At 33.6% G+C, this 21,888-nt stretch carries 15 protein-coding genes; 11 read left to right on the top strand and 4 right to left on the bottom strand.

The window, feature by feature from the left end:
* The first annotated feature begins 2 nt into the window (after positions 1-2).
* The 11 genes from ACZ1AQ_RS11080 (at position 3) to ACZ1AQ_RS11130 (ending at position 13,421) form a co-directional block, all read left to right on the top strand.
* Positions 3-1,583 carry a RagB/SusD family nutrient uptake outer membrane protein gene (locus ACZ1AQ_RS11080; protein ID WP_489632967.1) on the top strand — a complete coding sequence of 527 codons (1,581 nt, stop codon included), beginning with the start codon at positions 3-5 and terminating at the stop codon, positions 1,581-1,583.
* A 436-nt stretch (positions 1,584-2,019) separates the two neighbouring features.
* A complete protein-coding gene (gene nagB, locus ACZ1AQ_RS11085) occupies positions 2,020-3,957 on the top strand; it encodes a glucosamine-6-phosphate deaminase (protein WP_489632968.1) in 1,938 nt (645 codons plus the stop codon).
* 97 nt (positions 3,958-4,054) lie between these two features.
* Positions 4,055-6,127, top strand: a complete 2,073-nt coding sequence (locus tag ACZ1AQ_RS11090; protein ID WP_489632969.1) for a beta-N-acetylhexosaminidase — start codon at positions 4,055-4,057, stop codon at positions 6,125-6,127.
* Between the two features lie 189 nt (positions 6,128-6,316).
* The gene (locus tag ACZ1AQ_RS11095) at positions 6,317-7,405 is read left to right on the top strand and encodes a glycoside hydrolase family 18 protein (RefSeq protein ID WP_489632970.1); all 1,089 of its coding nucleotides are present in this window, start codon (positions 6,317-6,319) and stop codon (positions 7,403-7,405) included.
* A 97-nt stretch (positions 7,406-7,502) separates the two neighbouring features.
* Positions 7,503-9,122 carry an ABC-F family ATP-binding cassette domain-containing protein gene (locus ACZ1AQ_RS11100; protein ID WP_489632971.1) on the top strand — a complete coding sequence of 540 codons (1,620 nt, stop codon included), beginning with the start codon at positions 7,503-7,505 and terminating at the stop codon, positions 9,120-9,122.
* Positions 9,123-9,272: 150 nt separating this feature from the next.
* On the top strand, positions 9,273-9,818 hold the full coding sequence (gene pyrR / locus ACZ1AQ_RS11105; protein ID WP_159684599.1) for a bifunctional pyr operon transcriptional regulator/uracil phosphoribosyltransferase PyrR: 546 nt from the start codon (positions 9,273-9,275) through the stop codon (positions 9,816-9,818).
* Between the two features lie 8 nt (positions 9,819-9,826).
* Entirely contained in the window at positions 9,827-10,753 is a 927-nt protein-coding gene (locus ACZ1AQ_RS11110; protein ID WP_024982693.1) for an aspartate carbamoyltransferase catalytic subunit, read from the top strand.
* 1 nt (position 10,754) lies between these two features.
* Entirely contained in the window at positions 10,755-11,087 is a 333-nt protein-coding gene (locus ACZ1AQ_RS11115; protein ID WP_489632972.1) for a ribonuclease Z, read from the top strand.
* Positions 11,088-11,125: 38 nt separating this feature from the next.
* Complete coding sequence (locus ACZ1AQ_RS11120; RefSeq protein WP_489632973.1) at positions 11,126-12,031, top strand: ribonuclease Z; 906 nt, start codon at positions 11,126-11,128, stop codon at positions 12,029-12,031.
* Between the two features lie 71 nt (positions 12,032-12,102).
* A complete protein-coding gene (pdxH, locus tag ACZ1AQ_RS11125; protein ID WP_489632974.1) occupies positions 12,103-12,747 on the top strand; it encodes a pyridoxamine 5'-phosphate oxidase in 645 nt (214 codons plus the stop codon).
* A gap of 164 nt (positions 12,748-12,911) precedes the next feature.
* Entirely contained in the window at positions 12,912-13,421 is a 510-nt protein-coding gene (locus ACZ1AQ_RS11130) for a CAP domain-containing protein (RefSeq protein ID WP_489632975.1), read from the top strand.
* Between the two features lie 69 nt (positions 13,422-13,490).
* Here ACZ1AQ_RS11130 and ACZ1AQ_RS11135 read toward each other — a convergent pair whose 3' ends face one another.
* The 4 genes from ACZ1AQ_RS11135 to ACZ1AQ_RS11150 form a co-directional block, all read right to left on the bottom strand.
* Positions 13,491-15,434 carry an OmpA family protein gene (locus ACZ1AQ_RS11135; protein ID WP_489632976.1) on the bottom strand — a complete coding sequence of 648 codons (1,944 nt, stop codon included), beginning with the start codon at positions 15,432-15,434 and terminating at the stop codon, positions 13,491-13,493.
* A gap of 33 nt (positions 15,435-15,467) precedes the next feature.
* Positions 15,468-16,106 carry a tetratricopeptide repeat protein gene (locus tag ACZ1AQ_RS11140; protein ID WP_489632977.1) on the bottom strand — a complete coding sequence of 213 codons (639 nt, stop codon included), beginning with the start codon at positions 16,104-16,106 and terminating at the stop codon, positions 15,468-15,470.
* Between the two features lie 2 nt (positions 16,107-16,108).
* On the bottom strand, positions 16,109-17,020 hold the full coding sequence (locus ACZ1AQ_RS11145) for a PorP/SprF family type IX secretion system membrane protein (RefSeq protein ID WP_489632978.1): 912 nt from the start codon (positions 17,018-17,020) through the stop codon (positions 16,109-16,111).
* Between the two features lie 94 nt (positions 17,021-17,114).
* On the bottom strand, positions 17,115-21,888 hold a 4,774-nt coding region (locus ACZ1AQ_RS11150; RefSeq protein WP_489632979.1), incomplete at its 5' end, for a DUF7507 domain-containing protein.

Below are 21,888 nucleotides of genomic sequence, written 5' to 3' on the forward strand. Positions count from 1 at the left end.
ACATGAAACTAAATACAATTAAAAAAACAGCTATTTGTGTTTCCTTACTTGCTGCAGTAAGTTGCACAAACAATTTTGACGAATTGAATGCTAATCCAGAAGGTTTTACAGAAACACAGTTAGAACAAGATTTTAATAACATTAAAGGATCTTTTGCTCCAATATTTAATAACATCATTGTTTTGACACCAGAATGGAAGTATCAAGTTCAACAAGGTCTTCAAGGAGATATTTGGTCAGGTTATATGGCTACTCCAACGCCTTTTAGAGGTGGTACCAACAATACTACTTATGATTTAGTAGATGGATGGAATGGATTTGCTTGGGGGTCAGCTTACGGAGATGTAATGTTTAATGCTTATTCAGTGGAGCAAAAAGCAAAAGGTAAATACGATCAATTTTATTCATTATCATTAATTTTGAAAGTATTGGGAATGCATAGAGTTACTGATACTTATGGTCCAATAGTATATTCTAAATTTGGAACCACAGAAAAAACAATTGAATATGACTCTCAAGAGGAGGTTTATAATCAAATGTTTAAAGAATTGGATTTTGCTGTAGCCGATTTAACTAAAAGAGTAGATGCAGGAGAAGCTTCAACTTTTGCAACTACAGATTTATCTGGTTATAAAGGTGATTATCAAAAATGGGTAAAATTCGCAAACTCTTTGCGTTTACGTTTAGCGATGCGTATTGTAAAGAAAAATCCAACTTTGGCTAAGGCTGAAGCTGAAAAAGCGATATCTCAAAAATTCGGTGTAATGACAACTAATGATGATATATTCAAAGTAGTCTCTCCTAACTTTACTAATCCTATTGCTACCATTAGCGGTGCTTGGCAAGATGTTAAAATGTCTGCCGATATGGAGTCTATCATGGGCGGATATCAAGATCCAAGACTTTCAGTTTACTTCAAGACATCTAAACAGTTTCCTGGAGAATTCAAAGGTGTTAGAACTGGAATTGAGATTGCTGCTAAGAAAGACCATGAAGATTTTTCTGAAATCGGACCAATTGTTAATTCTAAAGAAATTGTATTAATGACAACTGCCGAAGTTTATTTGTTAAGAGCTGAAGGAGCATTAAGAGGATGGAATATGGGAGGAACAGCTCAAAGTTTATATGAATTAGGAATCACAAACTCTTTTGCTCAACATGGAGTTTCTGGTGTAGCTGCTTATATTGCTGATAATACTAAAACAGCTAAAGATTATGTAGACCCAAATTTCCCAGTAAATAATGGAGCTGCACTGAATACAGTAACTGTTGCATGGGATGCAGCAGCTTCTAATGAAGTGAAATTACAAAAAATTATCACGCAAAAATGGATTGCTGGTTTCCCAGAAGGACAAGAAGCTTGGTCTGAATATAGAAGAACAGGGTATCCAAAATTGTTTCCAGTACTTAAAAACACCAGTGGAGGAAAAATTTCTACAGCTTTAGGTGTACGTAGGGTAAACTTCGTGCAATCTGAAAAAGATGGTAATGCAGGAGGTGTTGCTACAGGTTTAGCAAAACTTGGTGGACCTGATACAGGAGGAACAAGATTGTGGTGGGATACTACAGGACCTAACTTTTAATTTTTTTAAAAAAGGGAATAAGTAATATAAGAGTTACTTATTCCTTTTTATTACAAATTGCATGTTTTATGTTTTGCTGTACTGTATAATTCATGCAATTTTTTCTTCCTTTTTTGGTAGGGTTAAGAAGAAATTGAAAGACAAATTTATAATGCATAAATCTGGTTTTTCTCATATACAAATACCATAAACGCACTTTATTGACTAAATAATGTCGTTGGTATATAAACTCTGACCGTTTGTTTTTTTTATTTTTTTGCCACAAATAATAGGCCTACATTTGAGGTATATTTAAAATTAAATTGATTTTTTTAAGATGTAAATCGAAATATATCAGTAATTTAAATTTAATTAATCCTTAATCTTCTTTTAGAAATTAAACAGACTATTTAGCAAGAAAACCAAAAAAAACTTTTAGAATTAAAATTATAGTACAATGAAAAATGCTTTAGAGATAAAACCGGATATTAGTTACAAAAGTGCGGGTAAATTTGAAGAAACTAGATTTGAAAAAATTCATAACGAAATTTTTAAAAACTCAGTTGAAGCCTCAAAAATTGTAGCCGAAGAAATTGCCACTTTGATTAGAACCAAACAAGAAGAAAACAAAAACTGTGTTTTAGGTCTTGCAACGGGTTCTTCACCGATAAAAGTATACGAAGAGTTGGTTCGTATGCATAAAGAAGAAGGCTTAAGCTTTAAAAATGTAATTACTTTTAACTTGGATGAATATTATCCAATGAACAAAGAAAGCAAGCAGAGCTATCACTATTTTATGCACCAGCATCTTTTCAATCATATTGACATCCACCCTGATAATGTTCATATTCCTGACGGAACCATAGCTATCGACGAATTGAATCAATACTGTATCGATTACGAAATGAACATTAAAAATGCAGGAGGTCTTGATTTTCAATTATTAGGAATTGGTAGAACAGGTCACGTTGGTTTCAATGAACCTGGATCACATATTAATTCGGGTACTAGAATCATTACTTTGGATCATATCACTAGAGTAGATGCTTCTTCTGATTTTAATGGAATTGCAAACGTTCCTAAACGTGCAATTACTATGGGAGTTTCAACCATTATGCGTTCAAAACGTATCGTTTTATTGGCTTGGGGGCAAAATAAAGCGGATATCATCAAAAGAACGATTCAGGGTGAAATTAGTTCAGAAGTACCTGCGACTTTTTTGCAAAATCATCCTAACGCAACATTTGTTTTGGATCAATCAGCTGCTTCTGCACTAACTCGTTTTGAAACGCCTTGGTTAGTAGGGGAGTGTATTTGGAATCAAGAACTAAAAAGTAAAGCGATTGTTTGGTTGTGTCAAAAAACAAATCAGTCTATTTTAAAACTTACTGATAGAGATTACAACAACAACGGTATGTCTGACTTGTTAGCGCAAGAAGGATCAGCTTATGATTTGAATATAAACATGTTCAATGTGTTGCAACATACCATTACAGGTTGGCCTGGAGGAAAACCAAATGCTGATGACGCACACCGACCAGAAAGAGCTAATCCAGCTAAAAAGAGAGTGATTTTATTTAGCCCTCATCCTGATGATGATGTGATTTCAATGGGAGGTACTTTTGCTAAATTAATCAAGCAAGGACATGAGGTTCATGTAGTGTATCAAACATCTGGAAATATTGCTGTGACTGATGATGAGGCCTTGAAATTTGCGGAGGTATGCAATGATTTTGTTGGTGAAGATAGTAGTAAAATCAACTTCCAAGCCGTAATTGATTTCTTAAAAAACAAGAACGACAATCAAATCGATTCTTTAGAAGTTAGAAAATTAAAAGGTCTAATTAGAAGAAGAGAGTCGTATGCTGCAGTACGTTACATCGGTTTAAAAGATGAAAATGTTCACTTCTTGGATTTGCCTTTTTACGAAACAGGTCAAGTAAAGAAAAACCCTCTTGGAACAGAAGATGTTGAAATTGTAGCAGATATCATCGCTAAAATTAAGCCACATCAAGTTTTTGCAGCAGGGGATTTAGCCGATCCACACGGAACTCATGAAGTGTGTTTGAATGCCATTTTTGCCGCTTTAAAACAATTAAAAGGCAAACCTTACATGAAAGATTGTTGGTTGTGGTTATACAGAGGTGCTTGGCACGAATGGGATTTACATGAAATTGATATGGCTGTTCCATTAAGTCCAGACGAAGTATTGTTGAAACGACAAGCGATTTTATTTCACCAATCTCAAAAAGATCGCGTGATGTTCCAAGGTAATGACTCAAGAGAATTTTGGGTACGCGCTGAAGACCGCAATAAAAATACGGCCAAATTATACGATGATTTAGGTTTGGCAGAATATGAAGCTATCGAGGCATTTAAACGATTTGATTATTAAGAATTAAAAATCCATTCGGTTGTGTATTCGGCCGAATGGTTCTTCTCGACATTAGGATTAACCACCTGATGGAAGATTTTATATACCAAAACCACTTATGAAATACCTTTTTATACTGTTTTTTGTAACATTAGCTACGACAGCTCAAGTAAGCAATGAGTCTTTAAATTTAATGCCTTGGCCACAAAAAATTGAGTTAAAGTCTGGAAATTTTCCATTGAATTCTTCTTTTAAAGTAAATGTTACCGGACAACCTAATCCTAGAGTTTTTGTAGCAGCTTCTAACTTTTTAAGACGATTGGATGGTAGAACTGGGTTATTTTTTAAGCAAGGTTTTGTGACTTCAACCAATGAATTTCCTGATGCGCAATTGCAAATTAATTGTATAAAAGCCGGAAGAATTGGCTTGTACGAAGATGAAAGTTATCAATTGACGATACAGTCGAATGCAATTTCAATCAATGCTTCCTCTGATTTAGGCGCGATGCATGCATTGGAAACACTTTTGCAATTGCTTCAAAATAATGCTACTTCTTTCTATTTTCCTAACGTAACCATCACAGATATGCCTCGTTTTACTTGGCGTGGATTAATGATTGATGCTGCAAGACATTTTCAACCTGTTGATGTTATTAAAAGAAACTTAGACGCTATGGCTGCGATGAAAATGAATGTTTTTCATTGGCATTTGGTAGATGATCAAGGTTGGAGAATAGAAATGAAAAAGCATAAAGTGCTTACAGATAAAGCCTCTGATGGTCTTTTTTATACTCAAGAAGAAATTAAAGGTATTGTTAAATATGCTGCTGATAGAGGTATTCTTGTGGTACCTGAAATTGATGTGCCGGGTCATGCTTCTGCAATTTTGACTGCTTTTCCAGAAATAGGAAGTAAAGTTGTGACGATAAATAAAGGGTCATCTGAAACTACGCAGAAAGCATCAGGTCTAGTTACTTATTCGTTAGAGAGAAATGCAGGTATTTTTACACCTACATTAGATCCTTCTAATCCAAGAACTTACCAGTTGCTAAGTGAGATTTTTGATGAAGTTTGCCCATTGTTTCCGGGTAAATATTTCCACATTGGTGGCGATGAAAATGAAGGCAAAGATTGGGATGCTAATCCTAAGATTCAAGAATTTATGAAGAAGAATAAGTTGGCCAACAATCATGAATTGCAGACTTATTTTACGATGCAGTTAATTCCGATGTTAAAAAAGCATAAGAAAGAATTGATGGGGTGGGAAGAAATTATGACTAAGAATATGTCCAAAGAGGCTATTATTCATTCTTGGAAAGGACCAAACGAAGGTGTAGCTGCTGGTAGTTCTTTGATCACAGCTGCTAAAAATGGCTATAAAACAGTTTTGTCCAATGGTTTTTATGTGGATTTGGTTCAAGGTGTTGAAAGTCACTATTTGAATGATCTAATGCCTAAAAATGCCTCGCTTTCCGCAGAAGAAAAGGCTAGAATTTTAGGAGGCGAAGCTACAATGTGGAGCGAATTGGTTACTCCCGAGACAATTGATTCAAGAATTTGGCCAAGAACTGCTGCTATTGCTGAAAGACTTTGGTCTGATGCTAATGTAACTGATTTGGCAAGTCTGCGAAAAAGATTGAAAACCATTTCTTTTCGATTGGAAGAATTAGGAATTACGCATATTCGAAATAAAGAAGTGTTGTTGCGAAATATTAGTAACAACCAAAATACAAATGCTTTGCAAATATTTTCAGCAGTTTGTGAGCCTTTAAAAATATATTCTCGTAATGCTGGAGGAACAGAATATCAAATGTATTCTCCGTTTACCTTATTTGCTGATGCTTGTACGCCAGATGCAGAAGATGCATTGGTTTTTAATGGATTAGTTGATGCATACGTAAAAAGTAAAGACGTCTCAGTTGAGAAAGACATTACTATCTTTTTGAATAAATGGATACAAAATCACAAGGATTTAGAGTTGTTAAGTCAAAATGCGCCATTGGTACAACCTCTTTTGCCTTTATCCAAAGCGTTACATGATTTGTCAGAACAATTGCTTTATAAGTTGCAAAAGAATTCCAGTTATAACGGTGATACAGCGAAAGAGTTATTAGAAAAATGCAACTCCAAAGCACACGCAGATGTTGAATTGGCGGTTTATTTAGGATTAAAAAAAATGGTAGAATTATAATTTTTCGTTCAATAATTAATAGTGTTTAGTTTGATTAAGTTTGGTTTATTTAGTTTCTATTAATTCTTGAATTGGTGTTAATTTCTTTTCAATTTGGTTATTGTTTTTTAAGAAATTAATGTAGAAAACCTAGTAATTTTACTAGGTTTTTTTGTTAATAATGGTGTTTTAATTTAAATTGAATTATCGATGAAAGATTGTAAATTTTTAATTGTTTTCCTTTTCTTTTCTATTTATGCTTTAGCACAAAAGCATAATGATTTTTCTGTGATTGCCTACTATACTGGTGACGATAGACAAATCGACACTTATGATGTTAAAAAATTGACTCATATTATTTATAGTTTTTGTCATTTAAAAGAAGGTAAATTAAATGTAGATACGGCTAAAGATTCTGCTGCAATTAAGCATTTGGTTTCTCTAAAATCAATAAATCCTAAATTAAAAGTGATGCTTTCTTTGGGAGGATGGGGAGGTTGTGAGCCTTGTTCAGAAGGTTTTGATTCAGCTGAAAAAATTGCTGTTTTTGCTAAATCTGTACAGGAAGTAAATGCCTATTTTAAATGCGATGGATTAGATTTAGACTGGGAATACCCTACAATCGAAGGTTTTCCTGGACACAAATTTCAACCTCAAGATAAGTCTAATTTTACGGCTCTTGTAGTTGCTTTGCGCAATGCTTTAGGACCAAAAAATGAACTGAGTTTTGCCGCAGGTGGGTTTATGAAATATTTGAAAGAGGCTGTAGATTGGAAAGCGATTGTTCCATTGGTTAATCGGGTAAATATAATGAGCTATGATTTAGTGAATGGTTATGCTACGGTGACAGGACATCATACTCCATTGTTCAGTACAAAAACAGAGGAAGAATCAACTGACAAGGCCGTTGACTATCTTTTAAAGTTGGGGGTGCCTGCAAATAAACTTGTTATTGGTGCAGCTTTTTATACTCGTATTTGGAAAAATGTTGCTTCTATCAATAATGGCTTATATCAAACTGGTGAGGCTACCAATGGCATTGATTTCAAAGATTTTGATACTAAATTAACTAAAGAAAAAGGCTGGATTTATTATTGGGATAAAAAAGCACAAGCCCCTTATTGGTACAACCAAAAAGAACAACTCTTTGCAACAGGGGATGACCCTAAGTCGGTAGCAATTAAAACAAACTATGCCATAAAGAAGAAGCTTGGTGGCATCATGTTTTGGGAATTGATTTTAGATAAAAACAAAGATGGAATGGTGGATAGCATAGATAATGTGTTAAAAACGAATTGATTATATGTAATTTATTTCCGAAAATACTGATTTATTACAACAAAAATAAATCAGTATTTTTTTGTATTTTTGCAAAAAATTTTTAAAAAAGCAATTCATGTTAACAGTTAATAATTTATCAGTTCAATTTGGTAAAAGAATTTTATTCGATGAAGTAAACACCACTTTTACTCACGGTAATGTTTACGGAGTAATCGGAGCCAATGGTGCTGGAAAATCAACCTTTTTAAAAATAATTTCTGGCGAAATGGAACCAACTTCTGGACATATCCATTTAGAACCAGGGAAAAGAATGTCAGTGTTGAACCAAAATCACAACATGTTTGATGAGCATACGGTACTTGAAACGGTGATGATGGGTAATAAAGTTTTGTATGCTGTCAAAAAAGAAATGGACGAACTTTATTTGGATTATAATGATAAAAACGCTGACAGAATTGGAGAATTGCAAGTGCAGTTTGAAGAAATGAACGGATGGAATGCAGATTCTGATGCGGCTGCTATGTTATCAAACTTAGGTATTACTGAAGATAATCATTATACTTTGATGGCCGATTTGGAAGGAAAAATGAAGGTTCGTGTACTTTTGGCACAAGCTTTATTCGGAAATCCAGACTTGTTGATTATGGATGAGCCTACCAATGACTTGGACTTTGAGACCATTGCTTGGTTAGAAAATTTCTTAGCTAATTATGAAAATACAGTAATTGTAGTTTCTCACGATAGACACTTTTTAGATGCTGTTTGTACACATATTTCAGACATCGATTTTAATAAAATTAGTCATTATTCTGGTAACTATACGTTTTGGTATGAATCTAGCCAATTAGCGGCGAAACAACGTGCACAACAAAACAAAAAAGCAGAGGAGAAGAAACAAGAATTAGAAGAGTTTATTCGTCGTTTTAGTGCTAACGTTGCAAAATCGAAACAAGCAACTTCTCGTAAAAAAATGATTTCTAAATTGAATATTGCGGAAATCAAACCTTCTAGCCGTCGTTATCCAGCTATTATTTTTGATCAGGATCGTGAAGCAGGTGATCAGATTTTGAATGTACAAGATTTGAGTGCTTCTGTAGATGGAGAGCTTTTGTTTAAAGGTGTAGATTTGAATATGGCAAAAGGAGACAAAATCGTACTCTTTTCAAAAGATTCTCGTGCAACAACTGCTTTTTATGAAATTTTAAACGGTAATCAAGTTGCAGATTCTGGTAAATTTGAATGGGGAGTAACTACTAATCAAGCCTATTTACCTAGTGAGAATCATGCTTTTTTTGAAAATGATTTAACCTTAGTAGATTGGTTGCGTCAATATGCAAAAACTGAAGAAGAAAGAGACGAAGTATATATAAGAGGTTTTCTAGGTAAAATGATTTTTTCTGGAGAAGAGGCTTTAAAAACAAGTAGAGTTTTATCAGGAGGAGAGAAAGTACGTTGTATGTTGTCTAGAATGATGATGGAAAGGGCTAATATATTGATGTTAGATGAGCCAACAAACCACTTGGATTTGGAGTCTATTACAGCTTTTAATAATTCATTAAAAAACTACAAAGGCTCTGTTATTTTTACTACTCATGATCACGAGTTTGCGCAAACTGTTGGTAATAGAGTAGTAGAGCTTACGCCAAATGGGGTAATCGATCGTTACATGACTTTTGATGAATATTTAGATGACGATAAGATACAAGAATTGAGAGTTAAAATGTATACTAGATAATTCAACTAAACCTTTCGAAAGAAAGGTTTTTTTGTTTTTACCTTCATCCCAAAAGATATTCATTTTATGTAAGACTTCTACTTTTATAACTATTCCTGGTTTATTGCTAAATCGAAATTTGTATATTTGTACACCAAACAAAACTATACCATGAATCAAAAAGTATTGCTCACTTCCAAAGAAGTCAATATCATCCTAAATCGTTTGGCTTGTCAATTAATCGAAAAACATCTTGATTTTTCTGAGACTATCTTAATTGGAATTCAACCTAGAGGTACATTTTTGGCCAAACGTTTAAAAAGTATTTTAGAAAACGACTACCAAGTATCCAACATAAAAATAGGGTTTTTAGACATCACTTTTTTTAGAGATGATTTTAGAAGAACCGATAAACCGTTGGAGGCCAATATTACACAAATTGATTTCTTGGTCGAAAATAAAAAAGTAATTTTTGTAGATGATGTATTGTACACAGGAAGAAGTATTAGAGCTGCTTTAACTGCTATACAGTCTTTTGGTAGACCATCAGGCATTGAACTTTTGACCTTAATTGATAGAAGGTTTAGTCGTGATTTACCCATTCAGCCAGATTATCGAGGTCGTCAAGTCGATGCTATTAATGACGAAAAAGTAAAAGTTACTTGGGCAGAACAAGGAGGAGAAGATGGTGTTTTTTTAATCAATAATAATCAATAAGTATAAAAATGAGCGAGTTAAGCGTAAATCATTTATTAGGAATTAAATATATCACCAAGAACGATATTGACCTTATTTTTGAAACAGCTGATCATTTTAAAGAAGTTATCAATAGACCCATCAAAAAAGTTCCTTCTTTACGAGACATTACCATAGCTAATATTTTTTTTGAAAACAGTACTAGAACCAAGTTATCATTTGAACTAGCTCAGAAACGTTTATCTGCAGATGTTATCAGTTTTTCTGCCGCCCAATCTTCCGTAAAGAAAGGAGAAACGTTAATTGATACTGTTAATAACATTTTATCGATGAAAGTAGATATGGTTGTTATGCGTCATGCAAATCCTGGAGCTGCTTATTTTTTATCAAAAAATGTAAAAGCAAGTATCGTAAATGCTGGAGATGGTGCTCACGAACATCCTACACAAGCTCTTTTGGATAGTTATTCAATCAGAGAAAAATTGGGAGATGTAGGAGGAAAGAAAGTGGTTATTGTTGGAGATATTTTACATTCACGAGTAGCCTTGTCAAACATATATGCTTTGCAGATGCAAGGTGCAGAAGTTAAAGTTTGTGGTCCAAAAACATTGATTCCAAGATATATCGAATCACTTGGAGTGACGGTTGAGTCAGATTTGCGTAAAGCATTGGAATGGTGTGATGTAGCAAATATGTTGAGAGTCCAAAATGAGAGAATGGATGTTAATTTTTTTCCTTCTACACGTGAATATGCTCAACAATACGGAGTCGATAAAAACTTATTAGATTCATTAAGTAAAGAGATTGTAATTATGCACCCAGGACCTATAAACCGTGGTGTAGAAATTACTTCTGATGTGGCAGATTCTCAACAATCTGTTATTTTGAACCAAGTAGAAAATGGAGTAGCAATTCGAATGGCTGTAATTTATTTATTAGCTTCAAAAATTCAATAAGATGAAAGTAGATACAAAAGGACATACAATAACTATTAAAGATACAGAAGGTGCTGTAACTACTTTTATTGAAAAAGTAACAAATCAATATGCCAGTTTCAAAGATTTTAACTTGATTTTGGATGTATCCAGTGATAAAACAGTTGATATTGCTTCCATAAAACTTTTTTTGCCTTTGGCCAAAAGCCATAAAAAAGTAAAAAAATCATTGGTTATTGTTGCAGATGGTATTGATTTCAATGCAGTTCCACAATCCATAACAGTAGTTCCCTCTTTGCTAGAAGCAAATGATATTATTGAAATGGAAGAAATTGAGAGAGATTTAGGTTTTTAATAAGGTATCTACATAATTTACTACCAACACGCTTTACTTTGAAATTAACCATACTAGGTTGCTATGCTGCGACACCTCGAACTTTTACTAATCCAACCTCTCAATTGTTGGAAATTAAAAACAGGTATTTTTTAATAGATTGTGGTGAAGGAACCCAGGTTCAATTGCGTAAAAACAAAGTCAAGTTCACCAAAATCAGTCATATTTTTATTTCACATTTACACGGAGATCATTTTTATGGACTTATTGGTTTAATTTCTTCTTTTTCTCTTTTGTCTAGAGTAGCTGATTTACATATTTATGGGCCAAAAGGTTTAAAAGAGATTATCGAACTTCAATTGAAACTTTCACATTCTTGGACCAATTATACGATTCATTTTCATGAGTTACACTCAAAAGAAAGTGAATTGATTTTTGAAGATGAAAAAGTTAGTGTTTTTACTATCCCATTAAAACATAGAGTGTATACCAATGGTTTTTTGTTTAGGGAGAAAGAAGGAGATAGAAGATTAAACATCGATGTAATTAAAGAATTGGAAATCGATGTTTGTTACTATAAAAAGATTAAAAAGGGAGGCAATATTACATTAGATAATGGACAAGTTATTAATAATGAGCAGCTAACTTTTCCTGGGGAGCCAACAAAATCATATGCTTTTTGTTCAGATACAGTATATACAGAGTCACTAATTCCTTTGGTGAAAGGCGTAGATTTATTATATCACGAAACAACTTTTTTAGAAAGTGAATCACAATTAGCAACAAAAACGATGCACTCCACTGCAATTCAGGCAGCCACAATTGCTTTAAAAGCAAATGTAAAATCTTTACTTTTAGGTCATTATTCTACACGATACGAAAGTATTAATGCCTTTAAGGATGAAGCCTTAACAGTTTTTTCTAATGTGCAATTAGCAGATGATGGTACTACTTTCGAAATCTAATATAGGTACGTTTTACATAATCAATAACAAGAGAATATCTTAATTTATTCTTTTCTTTAAAAAATATGATCATGAAAGATTTAAGTAATTACAGAAAATCCTATGATAAAAGTGAGTTATTAGAATCTGCTATTCCTGAAGATCCAATTAATTTATTTAACCGATGGTTTCATGAAGTAGAGGATTTTGGTGGTGTAGATGAAGTTAATGCTATGACTGTTGCTACTATTGGTTTGGATGGATTTCCAAAATCAAGGGTTGTGCTATTAAAAAAATTTAATGAAGAAGGTTTTGTTTTTTATACAAATTATAATTCTCAAAAGGGTAGAGCTATAGCTGCGAATCCTAATGTATGTTTGTCATTTTTTTGGCATAGTATGGAACGACAAGTTATAATCAAAGGTCGTGCTCAAAAAACAAGTGAAGGTGTTTCTGATGGATATTTTGATTCAAGACCTGATGGAAGTAAATTGGGAGCAATTGTTTCTAATCAAAGTGAAGTAATTCCTTCAAGGGGTTTTCTAGAGAAGAATTTAAAAGAATTAGAACTCAAGTATGAAGGAAAACAAATTCCAAGACCTGATTATTGGGGTGGATATTTGGTGGTTCCTTTTGAGGTCGAATTTTGGCAAGGACGCCCTAATCGTCTACATGATAGAATACAATATGTGCTACAGGAAGATTTTTCTTGGACTATCAACAGACTTTCACCATAATATAAGAAATAAATTATAAATATATGGTAATCATGTAGTTCGTCGATAAAATTTGGTATTTCAACGATATTTTTATTAAATTTACATAAAGAATTAAATAAAAGTATTCATACTTTAAAGAAGTTTTTCCCAAATCTACTTTAAAACTTAAATTACCAAATGTCATGAAAACTACACTACGATTTGTTTCATTACTTTTTTTAGGATTGTTTATTTTGACTTCTTGTTCAAATGAAACAGAAGAAATAGCAGATACTGAAACTAAAACAGATATCGGTAATTCAGTTGCTTATAATTATTCTGCTACAGAACTTGAAACACTGACTTTGATTAACAACTATAGAAAATCTATGGGTTTAAATACTCTAGAAAAAATTAATTTTATTTCTGTTAAATCAGAAGAGCATGCAAATTATATGATTGCAAATAATGTTGTTAATCACAATGACTTTGTATCAAGATCTAATGAGATTATTAAGGTTTTAGGTGCTAGAAATGTATCTGAAAACATTGCCTATAATTATGCTACACCCTCAGGAGCTTTTGATGCTTGGTTAAAGAGTCCAAGTCATAAGGAAAATATAGTAGGTGATTTTACGCATTTTGGAATATCAATCCGACAAGATGCAGCTACTGGAAAAAAATATTATGTAAATATCTTTGCTAAGATTTAGATTTACTTTTGGTTTATCTAAAAAAAAAGCTACTTTTGATAAGTAGCTTTTTTAGTTTTGAAAAAATAATTAGAGCGCAGTTATAATAAATTCACTTCTTCGGTTCATTTGATGTTGTTCTTCTGTACAGTTAGACTTATTGGTTGGTTCACAACCACAATCATTGATAAGTTGCGACTCACCATAACCTCTACCTGTTAATCTAGATTTATCAATTCCTTTTGAAACTAGCCATGCGATTGTGGATTGTGCTCTTCGCTCTGATAAAGCCATATTATATTTAGCAGTCTGTCTACAATCGGTATGAGAACGAATATCTAATTTCATAGTTGGATTTTGGGTCAAAACATCTAATATTTTAGCTAAATCCAAAGCAGCTTCTTTACGAATATTAGATTTATCCAAATCAAAATAAATCATTTTGATTCCAAAACATTTACCTAAATCATCTCCTACGGCTACTTGGCAAATACTGCTTTCTAACTGAATATCGAGTTTGGTTTCGCCAGTGGTTGTTGGAATATTGATTTTAACTTCTTTTGGGTTGTACTCTTTTTTGATCGCTCTAACACTGTAACTTTTACCACATGCCACCTCAAAACTGTAGTTGCCTGAAGCATCGGTAGTAGTTTCTCCAACGGCATTGTATTGATTATCAATTAATGTAACAGCAGTATTGGCTAACAAAGCTCCTGTTTTACTGTCAGTTATGCTTCCTTTTAGAATTTGTTTACAGCTAGGTTTGAAATTGAATTTATAAATATCATCCGAGCCCATTCCTCCATCACGATTGGATGTAAAAAAACCTTTATTTGTAGCACTATCTCTAAAATATCCAAAGTCATCTTTAGGTGAATTCACTTCAGCTCCGTCATTTTCTATGGATCCTAAAGTACCATTTGGATTAATTTTAGCAGTAAAAATATCCAATCCACCTAATCCTGGATGACCATCAGAAGCAAAATATAATTGATTGTCTTTGGTTACAAATGGAAAAGTTTCTCTTCCTTCAGTATTAATTGCTGTGCCTAAATTAACAGGAGTTCCGTATGTTCCATCTGCATTAATACTTACTTTGTATAAATCTGACTGTCCAATAGTTCCAGGTCTATCAGAAGCAAAATACAACGTTTGCTCATCAGGACTTAATGCGGGGTGTGCCGTACTGAAATTGTTACTATTGAATGGCAATTCGGTCACATTAGTCCATCTTTTATTGACCATAGTGGCTTTGTATATTTTAAGTAATGTAACTTTGTTAGCATCTTTTCCTTTTTTGCCATCTAAAAAATTATTCCTAGTAAAATACATGGTGGTGCCATCTTTAGTAAATACAGGTGTTGCTTCATGAAATTTTGAATTAACATTAGCATCATAACGAACAGGATTACTTGGAGTAAGCTCGCTATCTACATTTGCAGAATATAGATTTGTGAAATGTTCCCCGGTCCAAGTATGGATGCGTTGACTTACCCCTCCAGTATCTCTAGCAGAGGCAAAGACCAATTGATTCTCTACGATTGCGCTTCCATAATCTGAATATTTAGAATTGATTCCAGCATTCTCTATAGTATATCGACCAACGTTTGCTTTGATTTCATTCAGATAATTAGTGTTGTTTTTCAAGCGTTTGCCTCGACTATCTTGACCAGATTTTCCCTCAAATTTTTTCAATATAGCTTCTGCTTCTTTTTCTTTTCCAATGGCTTTTAATGATTGGGCATAGCGATAGTAATATTCAGGTTCTAATTCTGGTGAGAGTTGGTATAATTGTTCATACCATTGAGCTGCCTTTTCAAAATCAGAGTTGAAATAGTATGCATTTCCTAATTTTTCGAACATTTCTGACGATTGATAGCCTTTGGCAGCAATACGTTCATACGTTTGTATGGCATCTACATAAGCGTAACTGTTGTATTTTTTATCTGCGGAAGCTATCTTGGCTTTTTGAGCAAAACTAGAACTCCAAAAAAAGGAGGTCACAGCAAGACAAAGAAGTAACGGTTTTTTCATGATCTAATTTTTTAAATCTTGCAACGTATTGTTTTATTGCTTGGCGGTTAATGTTTTATATTTTTCTAATAACTCTTCTGATAGTACTTTTTTACCAATATTATTTAAAGCGTTAGAGTACCTAAAATAATAATCAGGATTTACTTCATTAGTCATTTTAAATAAGGCTTCATAATATTTTGTAGCTTTTACATAATCATTTTTATAAAAATAGTAATCGCCTAGTTTCTTAAAAAGATCTATTGATTTAACTCCTTTATCCACCATTCTTTCATAGGTTTCAAGCGGATCGATAATAATTGTTTTATTGTCTTTGATCTCACTGCTGCTAGTATTAAAATCTCCATTTGAAGTTTTTCCACTAGTTTTAGTTTCAGAAGGATTATGTATTGTTTTTATTTTATGTATTGTTTTTTCTTTGATGATTCTTACATTGTCCGGTCCCAAATCATTGGTGTTAATTAAGTTTTTGTTGCTTACGGTATAGGTAATTTTAGAGCTTCCAAATGGCATATTTATGATTTCTGTAACTTCATACACTTTGTTTTCATTCTCATTACTATTTTTATCAACTGAATTTAAATTAATTTGAAAGACATCATTATTGCTATACATAAATAATGGACAGAATAAGCAAATAATAACAATTGATAAGGTTACTCTTAATTTCATGGTTAGAAAAATCTTGGAGTTGTAATTTTTTCATTGTTTTTGAAGATTTCATAACGCAAGAAAATCTCATGTGAACCTGAATTATAATTTTCTAAATTAGTAGTTTCTAAATCGTATCCATATCCAATGTACAAACCATCAGTGACTTGAAATCCAACCATTGCACTCATGGCGGCACTCCAACGATAGGCCACACCAACCACAACTTTCTCTACAAACATAAAGTTGGCCGAAACATCAACTTGCAACGGTGATCCTTCTACTAATTTGGTTAAAAATGCGGGTTTGAACTTGATATCATTTGACAAATCAAATACATAACCTCCAATTAAATAATAGTTTATCTTCTCTTTAAAAATGGCTACTTCATTATCATCGTATCGATTGGTTTGAATAAAATTTGGCACCGATAATCCTAAATAAGCTTTGTCAGAGTGGTAGTAAATACCAGCACCAATGTTTGGAGTGAAAACGTTTCTCAGATTTTGAAACTGAGGATCACCTTGATCAGCAGGATTGAGTTTGTTTACATTGAGATTAAAGATATTTGCAGTTGCTTTCATTCCAAAAGAAAGTTTGAAATTCTCTGAGGTGGGAATGGTATAAGAAAGATCTGCTGAAATAGTGTTTTCATTCGTTGGACCGATTTTGTCATTTACAAATGAAACACCTAATCCCAAGTTGCTATTATTTATCGGAGTGTTTATTGAAGCGGTATTTGTGGTTGGTGCTCCATCCAAACCTACCCATTGAGTTCGGTGCAAAGCAAAGATGCTCATGGCGCCTCGACTTCCTGCATAGGCTGGGTTGATATTGATGGTGTTATACATGTATTGGGTGAATTGTGCATCTTGTTGTCCATAACTCACCGTAGCCAGTAATATCGCAATGAAAGTGATAAATTTTGTTTTCATAATAGCTATTTTTTAGCATTTGAATTCTTCAGAATCCAGTAGGTTAATAGGTTTTTTGTTGCTGTATGTTATTAATTATAAGTAAATTACATATTTATTTTGATAAATACAAATAACCATCTTTTTTATTTTGTACAGGTTTACCGTTCAAGTCGTAAGAAGTGTAATTCAAGATGTAAAAATAAGTTCCTGTTGGTAAGCCTGATGACTGGCTAATTGTTGTTCTTCCTCTTGAAATTCCGTCAAAATAGTTTGAGGTATTGTTATAGTTTTTTGTTTCGAAAACTAATACACCCCAACGATTGTATATTTCTATACTATTTTCAGGATAACAGATGGTATCATCAATGTTTTCAATTTTAAAGATCTCATTTAAACCATCACCATTTGGAGTAAAGGCATTGTGTACAATTACAGTTCCACATCCTAAAACTTTACAATCAAAATTAACATTCATATTGATTATTACATTTCTTGGGCAATCTCCATTTGTAATTTTATATTCGAACTGATAATCTCCAACAGCTAGTTCAAATGCAGAGAAAATACTTCCATTTAGTGCAGCTGAATTACTTGAGTCAATCCAAGTTCCACCAGAAGGAATATTGGTTGGTAACAAGGAATTTAAATCTATCACAGACGTATCAGCATTACAAGCACTGCTATTGATTGTTATTGCAGCAATAGGAGTAACTTCTATGGTAACGGTAGCTGTATCGCAATCTGTAGGGAATTGAGTATTACATACTTGATAAGTAAATACATATTTTCCTACTGATATTCCACTCAAAATAGTTACATTTCCAACATTATCAAATGTGATGAATGGATTAGAACCAGTTAATACTTTAAAATTAACATCATTTGTTGTGGCATTAGTTCCATTCAGTAAATCATTTGCAGTAATTACATTTCCGATTACACCAGTTTGACTGCATTGTACAAAACTGTAATTATCATCAATAGCATCTAATCCAGCAAAAGTTTTACAACTAATTCCGAAATCAACATCCAAGTTTACACGCTTTTGTTCTGTTAGTGTAGCAAAAAGAACATTATTTGTTGTAGAACCACAATCGATATAGCTACTTGTTTTGTATGATTTTGGATTAATTGCTTTGCCTCCGGTAGATGGTAAAACTTTTACGAGACCAGTAGCAGCCATAGCTTGTGATGCAGCTTCAAACAATGGGTCTTCTTTAAATTCAATTCTATACTCGCCATATGCTCCAGCAGCAGGTCTTGTTCTCCAATATCCTAGAATTCCCATTGTAACAGTTCTTGAGAAGCCATTTGGTCCTGTGATATAGATGTTAGGAATATTGGTTGTCCCGTTTCCAAAACCAGCAGCGTTTAATTCTCCTGTGTTTTGAATTCCTTTATAACTTCCATCTCCATTGAAATCAATCCATTCCCATTTGCTATAGTCAATTGCTCCATTGGCATCTGGAATATTTTGGGTCACCAAGTTGTCGTTATTGGCATCATACCATTCATCTTGTTTGCCATTATTGTTTAAATCATACCAAACAAAGTCACCTAAAACAGGAAGATCTGTTTTACCATAACCAAAGTTTCTTTCTAAGTAATTACATTTTTCAACAGTAATAATTAAGAAACTAGGAGTAGTGTTGAATAACTCATAAGCACTATTCAAGTTGGCATCTTGAACTTGTAAAACATACTCTCCAGCTACCATATTGTCAAATGAGTAAGAACCGTCTGCTTTGGTAACTTTAAAAAGTACTGGTCCAGGAGTTCCGTTTAATGGCTTTAAGGTAATAGGTACATTTGCCAATGGAGTATTTGTATCTACATTAGAAATTTTGCCATAAACTTTTGTATTTTCATTACAAATAACAGTTACAGTTACTGTAGCAGTGTCACAATTACTAGTTGAACCAATTTTACATATTTGATAAGTAAGAACATAGGTTCCTGAAGGAGTTCCTTCTTTTATATCTATGGAACCGTCCGTATTCATTGTCATAAAGCCAGTTGGATCTGGAGTTACAAGAGATAAAGTAACGGTACTTAAACTCGCATTTTCTAGACCAATCTTGTCATTTGTTAGAACATTCAAGATATTTGATGCTCCATTGGCTCCATTAATTGGTCCAGCAGTATCATCAACGGCTAAAACAGGAACGGGTGGAGCCGGTGGTAACGATAATTCAACATCAACCGTTACAATTGCCGTGTCGCAATTATTAACATCAGCTTTTTCGCAAATTTGATAAGTCAATACATAAGTTCCTGTAGGAGTATTTGGTTTTACGTCTACAGAACCATCTGGATTTAGGATTAATGAGCCAGTTGGATCTGGTGTAACTAAGGTTAAATTAACATCAGCTGGATTTAATACAACTGTATTCAATGTATCATTTTTGAATATATTCAACACATTTGTAGCACCAAAGAAACCATCTGGAGTATATGCAGAATCATTTACTGCATCAATTTTGAATGTTGGTCTTGAAGTACAGAAAGGGTCAGCAGGTGGATAATTTACTATCACAGTAACTTCTGGATTCAATGCAAAAGTTACAGAGGCAGTAGGTCTGATGTTTTCGAATCCATCTGCTCCTTGAATCCATTTATTATCAACAAGCAACCAACCAGGCCAATCTGTTCCTACACCATTTGAGTCAACGGTAGCACCTGGCCATAAAACTTGTCCGTTTAATGGTAAGTTTTCCATTGTACTAACTATTTTATTAGTTCCATCTAACCAAGTTAATGTAACACCGTTAGTAGGAGTAAAGTTTACTGCTGTAGTGGTGTATTTTAAATAAGGAACATCATTGATACAAATAGCTTCTGCAGTAACCGTCATAATTGGTTTTACAATTGTAATAGTTACTGTTGCAGTATCACAATTGGTTGTGTTCAATTTTTCACATATTTGATAGGTTAGTGTCAAAGTGCCTTCAGGTGCATTTGCTAATACATCAACTGAACCATCTTCATTTAAATGTAAGTATGGGTTAGAATTGTCTGTTGAAAGTATCACATCATTTGGATTAACAGCAGTTCCGTTTAGCGTATCATTAGTGAAAACATTAATTACATTAGTTGTAATTTGATTTATTCCAACAATTGGTCCAGTAGTATCATTTACGGCATCAATTGGAGTTTCTTTTTCGCTAACAATTTCGCTGTCTTCATCAGAAACAGTACCTCCTTTTGGGTCTTTGCCAGTAGCTGACGCCACATTAAGCACTGAGCCTTTGTTCAAATCTTCTTGTGTTACCGTATAGCTTTGAGGAAACTCTCTAGTTTCACCTGTAGCTAATACTTCAATGGTTGTATTTAAACCTGTCAATGGGTCTTTAACCATTACTTGGTTCAAAGTAACGTTTCCAGTATTTTTAACTGTAATTACATAATTGATTATATCTCCAATTTTTGCAAAACTTGTTGTAATAGCAGTTTTAACAACCTCGATACTTGGACTTTGATTTAATTCGGTGATGGTACAATCAGTACATTCTGGATTTTTTGGACAAGTATTGCAAGGAGTAGGGTCAGACGAAGTATCAGTTACGGGTTTGTCGTTTGGATCTTTAGCAGTAGCCAAAGCCAAGTTGTATACCAATCCTGCGTTGATATCGTCTTGAGTAATGGTATGTGAAGCTGAGAATGTAGTGCTATCAGTTGCACCCACAGCAAGTGTTGCAATTGGTCCACCAGTTACCACAGCATTATTATCAGTTACCGTTACATTAGTCAAGGTAACATTACCTGTGTTTTTGATTACAAAGTTGTACGAAACGATATCGCCTACATTGGTTTTACCATCATTGTTGCTATCTACGTATACGCCATCTTTTGTGATGTCGATACTTGGGTTTTGATTCAATTCAGTAATAGTACAATCAGTACACTCTGGATTTTTAGGACAAGTAGCACAAGGAGTAGGGTCAGATGATGTATCAGTTACTGGTTTGTCATTTGGATCTTTAGCAGTAGCCAAAGCCAAGTTGTAAACCAATCCTGCGTTGATATCTTCTTGTGTAATGGTATGTGAAGCTGAGAATGTAGTGCTATCAGTTGCACCCACAGCAAGTGTTGCAATTGGTCCACCAGTTACCACAGCATTATTATCAGTTACAGTTACATTAGTCAAGGTTACATTACCTGTATTTTTGATTACAAAGTTGTATGAAACAATATCCCCAACATTGGTTTTACCATCGTTGTTGCTATCTACATACACCCCATCTTTTGTAATGTCGATATTTGGACTTTGGTTTAATTCAGTGATGGTACAATCAGTACATTCTGGATTTTTAGGACAAGTAGTGCAAGGAGTAGGGTCAGAAGAAGTATCAGTTACGGGTTTGTCATTTGGATCTTTAGCAGTAGCCAAAGCCAAGTTGTAAACCAATCCTGCGTTGATATCTTCTTGTGTAATGGTATGTGAAGCTGAGAATGTAGTGCTATCAGTTGCACCCACAGCAAGTGTTGCAATTGGTCCACCAGTTACTATAGCATTATTATCAGTAACTGTTACATTGGTTAAAGTAACGTTACCTGTATTTTTGATTACAAAGTTGTATGAAACGATATCCCCAACATTGGTTTTACCATCGTTGTTGCTATCCACATAAACCCCATCTTTTGTGATTTCGATACTTGGATTTTGATTTAATTCAGTAATAGTACAATCTGTACACTCAGGATTTTTAGGACAAGTAGTGCAAGGAGTAGGGTCAGACGATGTATCAGTTACGGGTTTGTCTTTTGGATCTTTAGCAGTAGCCAAAGCCAAGTTGTAAACCAATCCTGCGTTGATATCTTCTTGTGTAATGGTATGTGAAGCTGAGAATGTAGTGCTATCAGTTGCACCCACAGCAAGTGTTGCA

Source organism: Flavobacterium sp. UM26 (assembly GCF_057922445.1).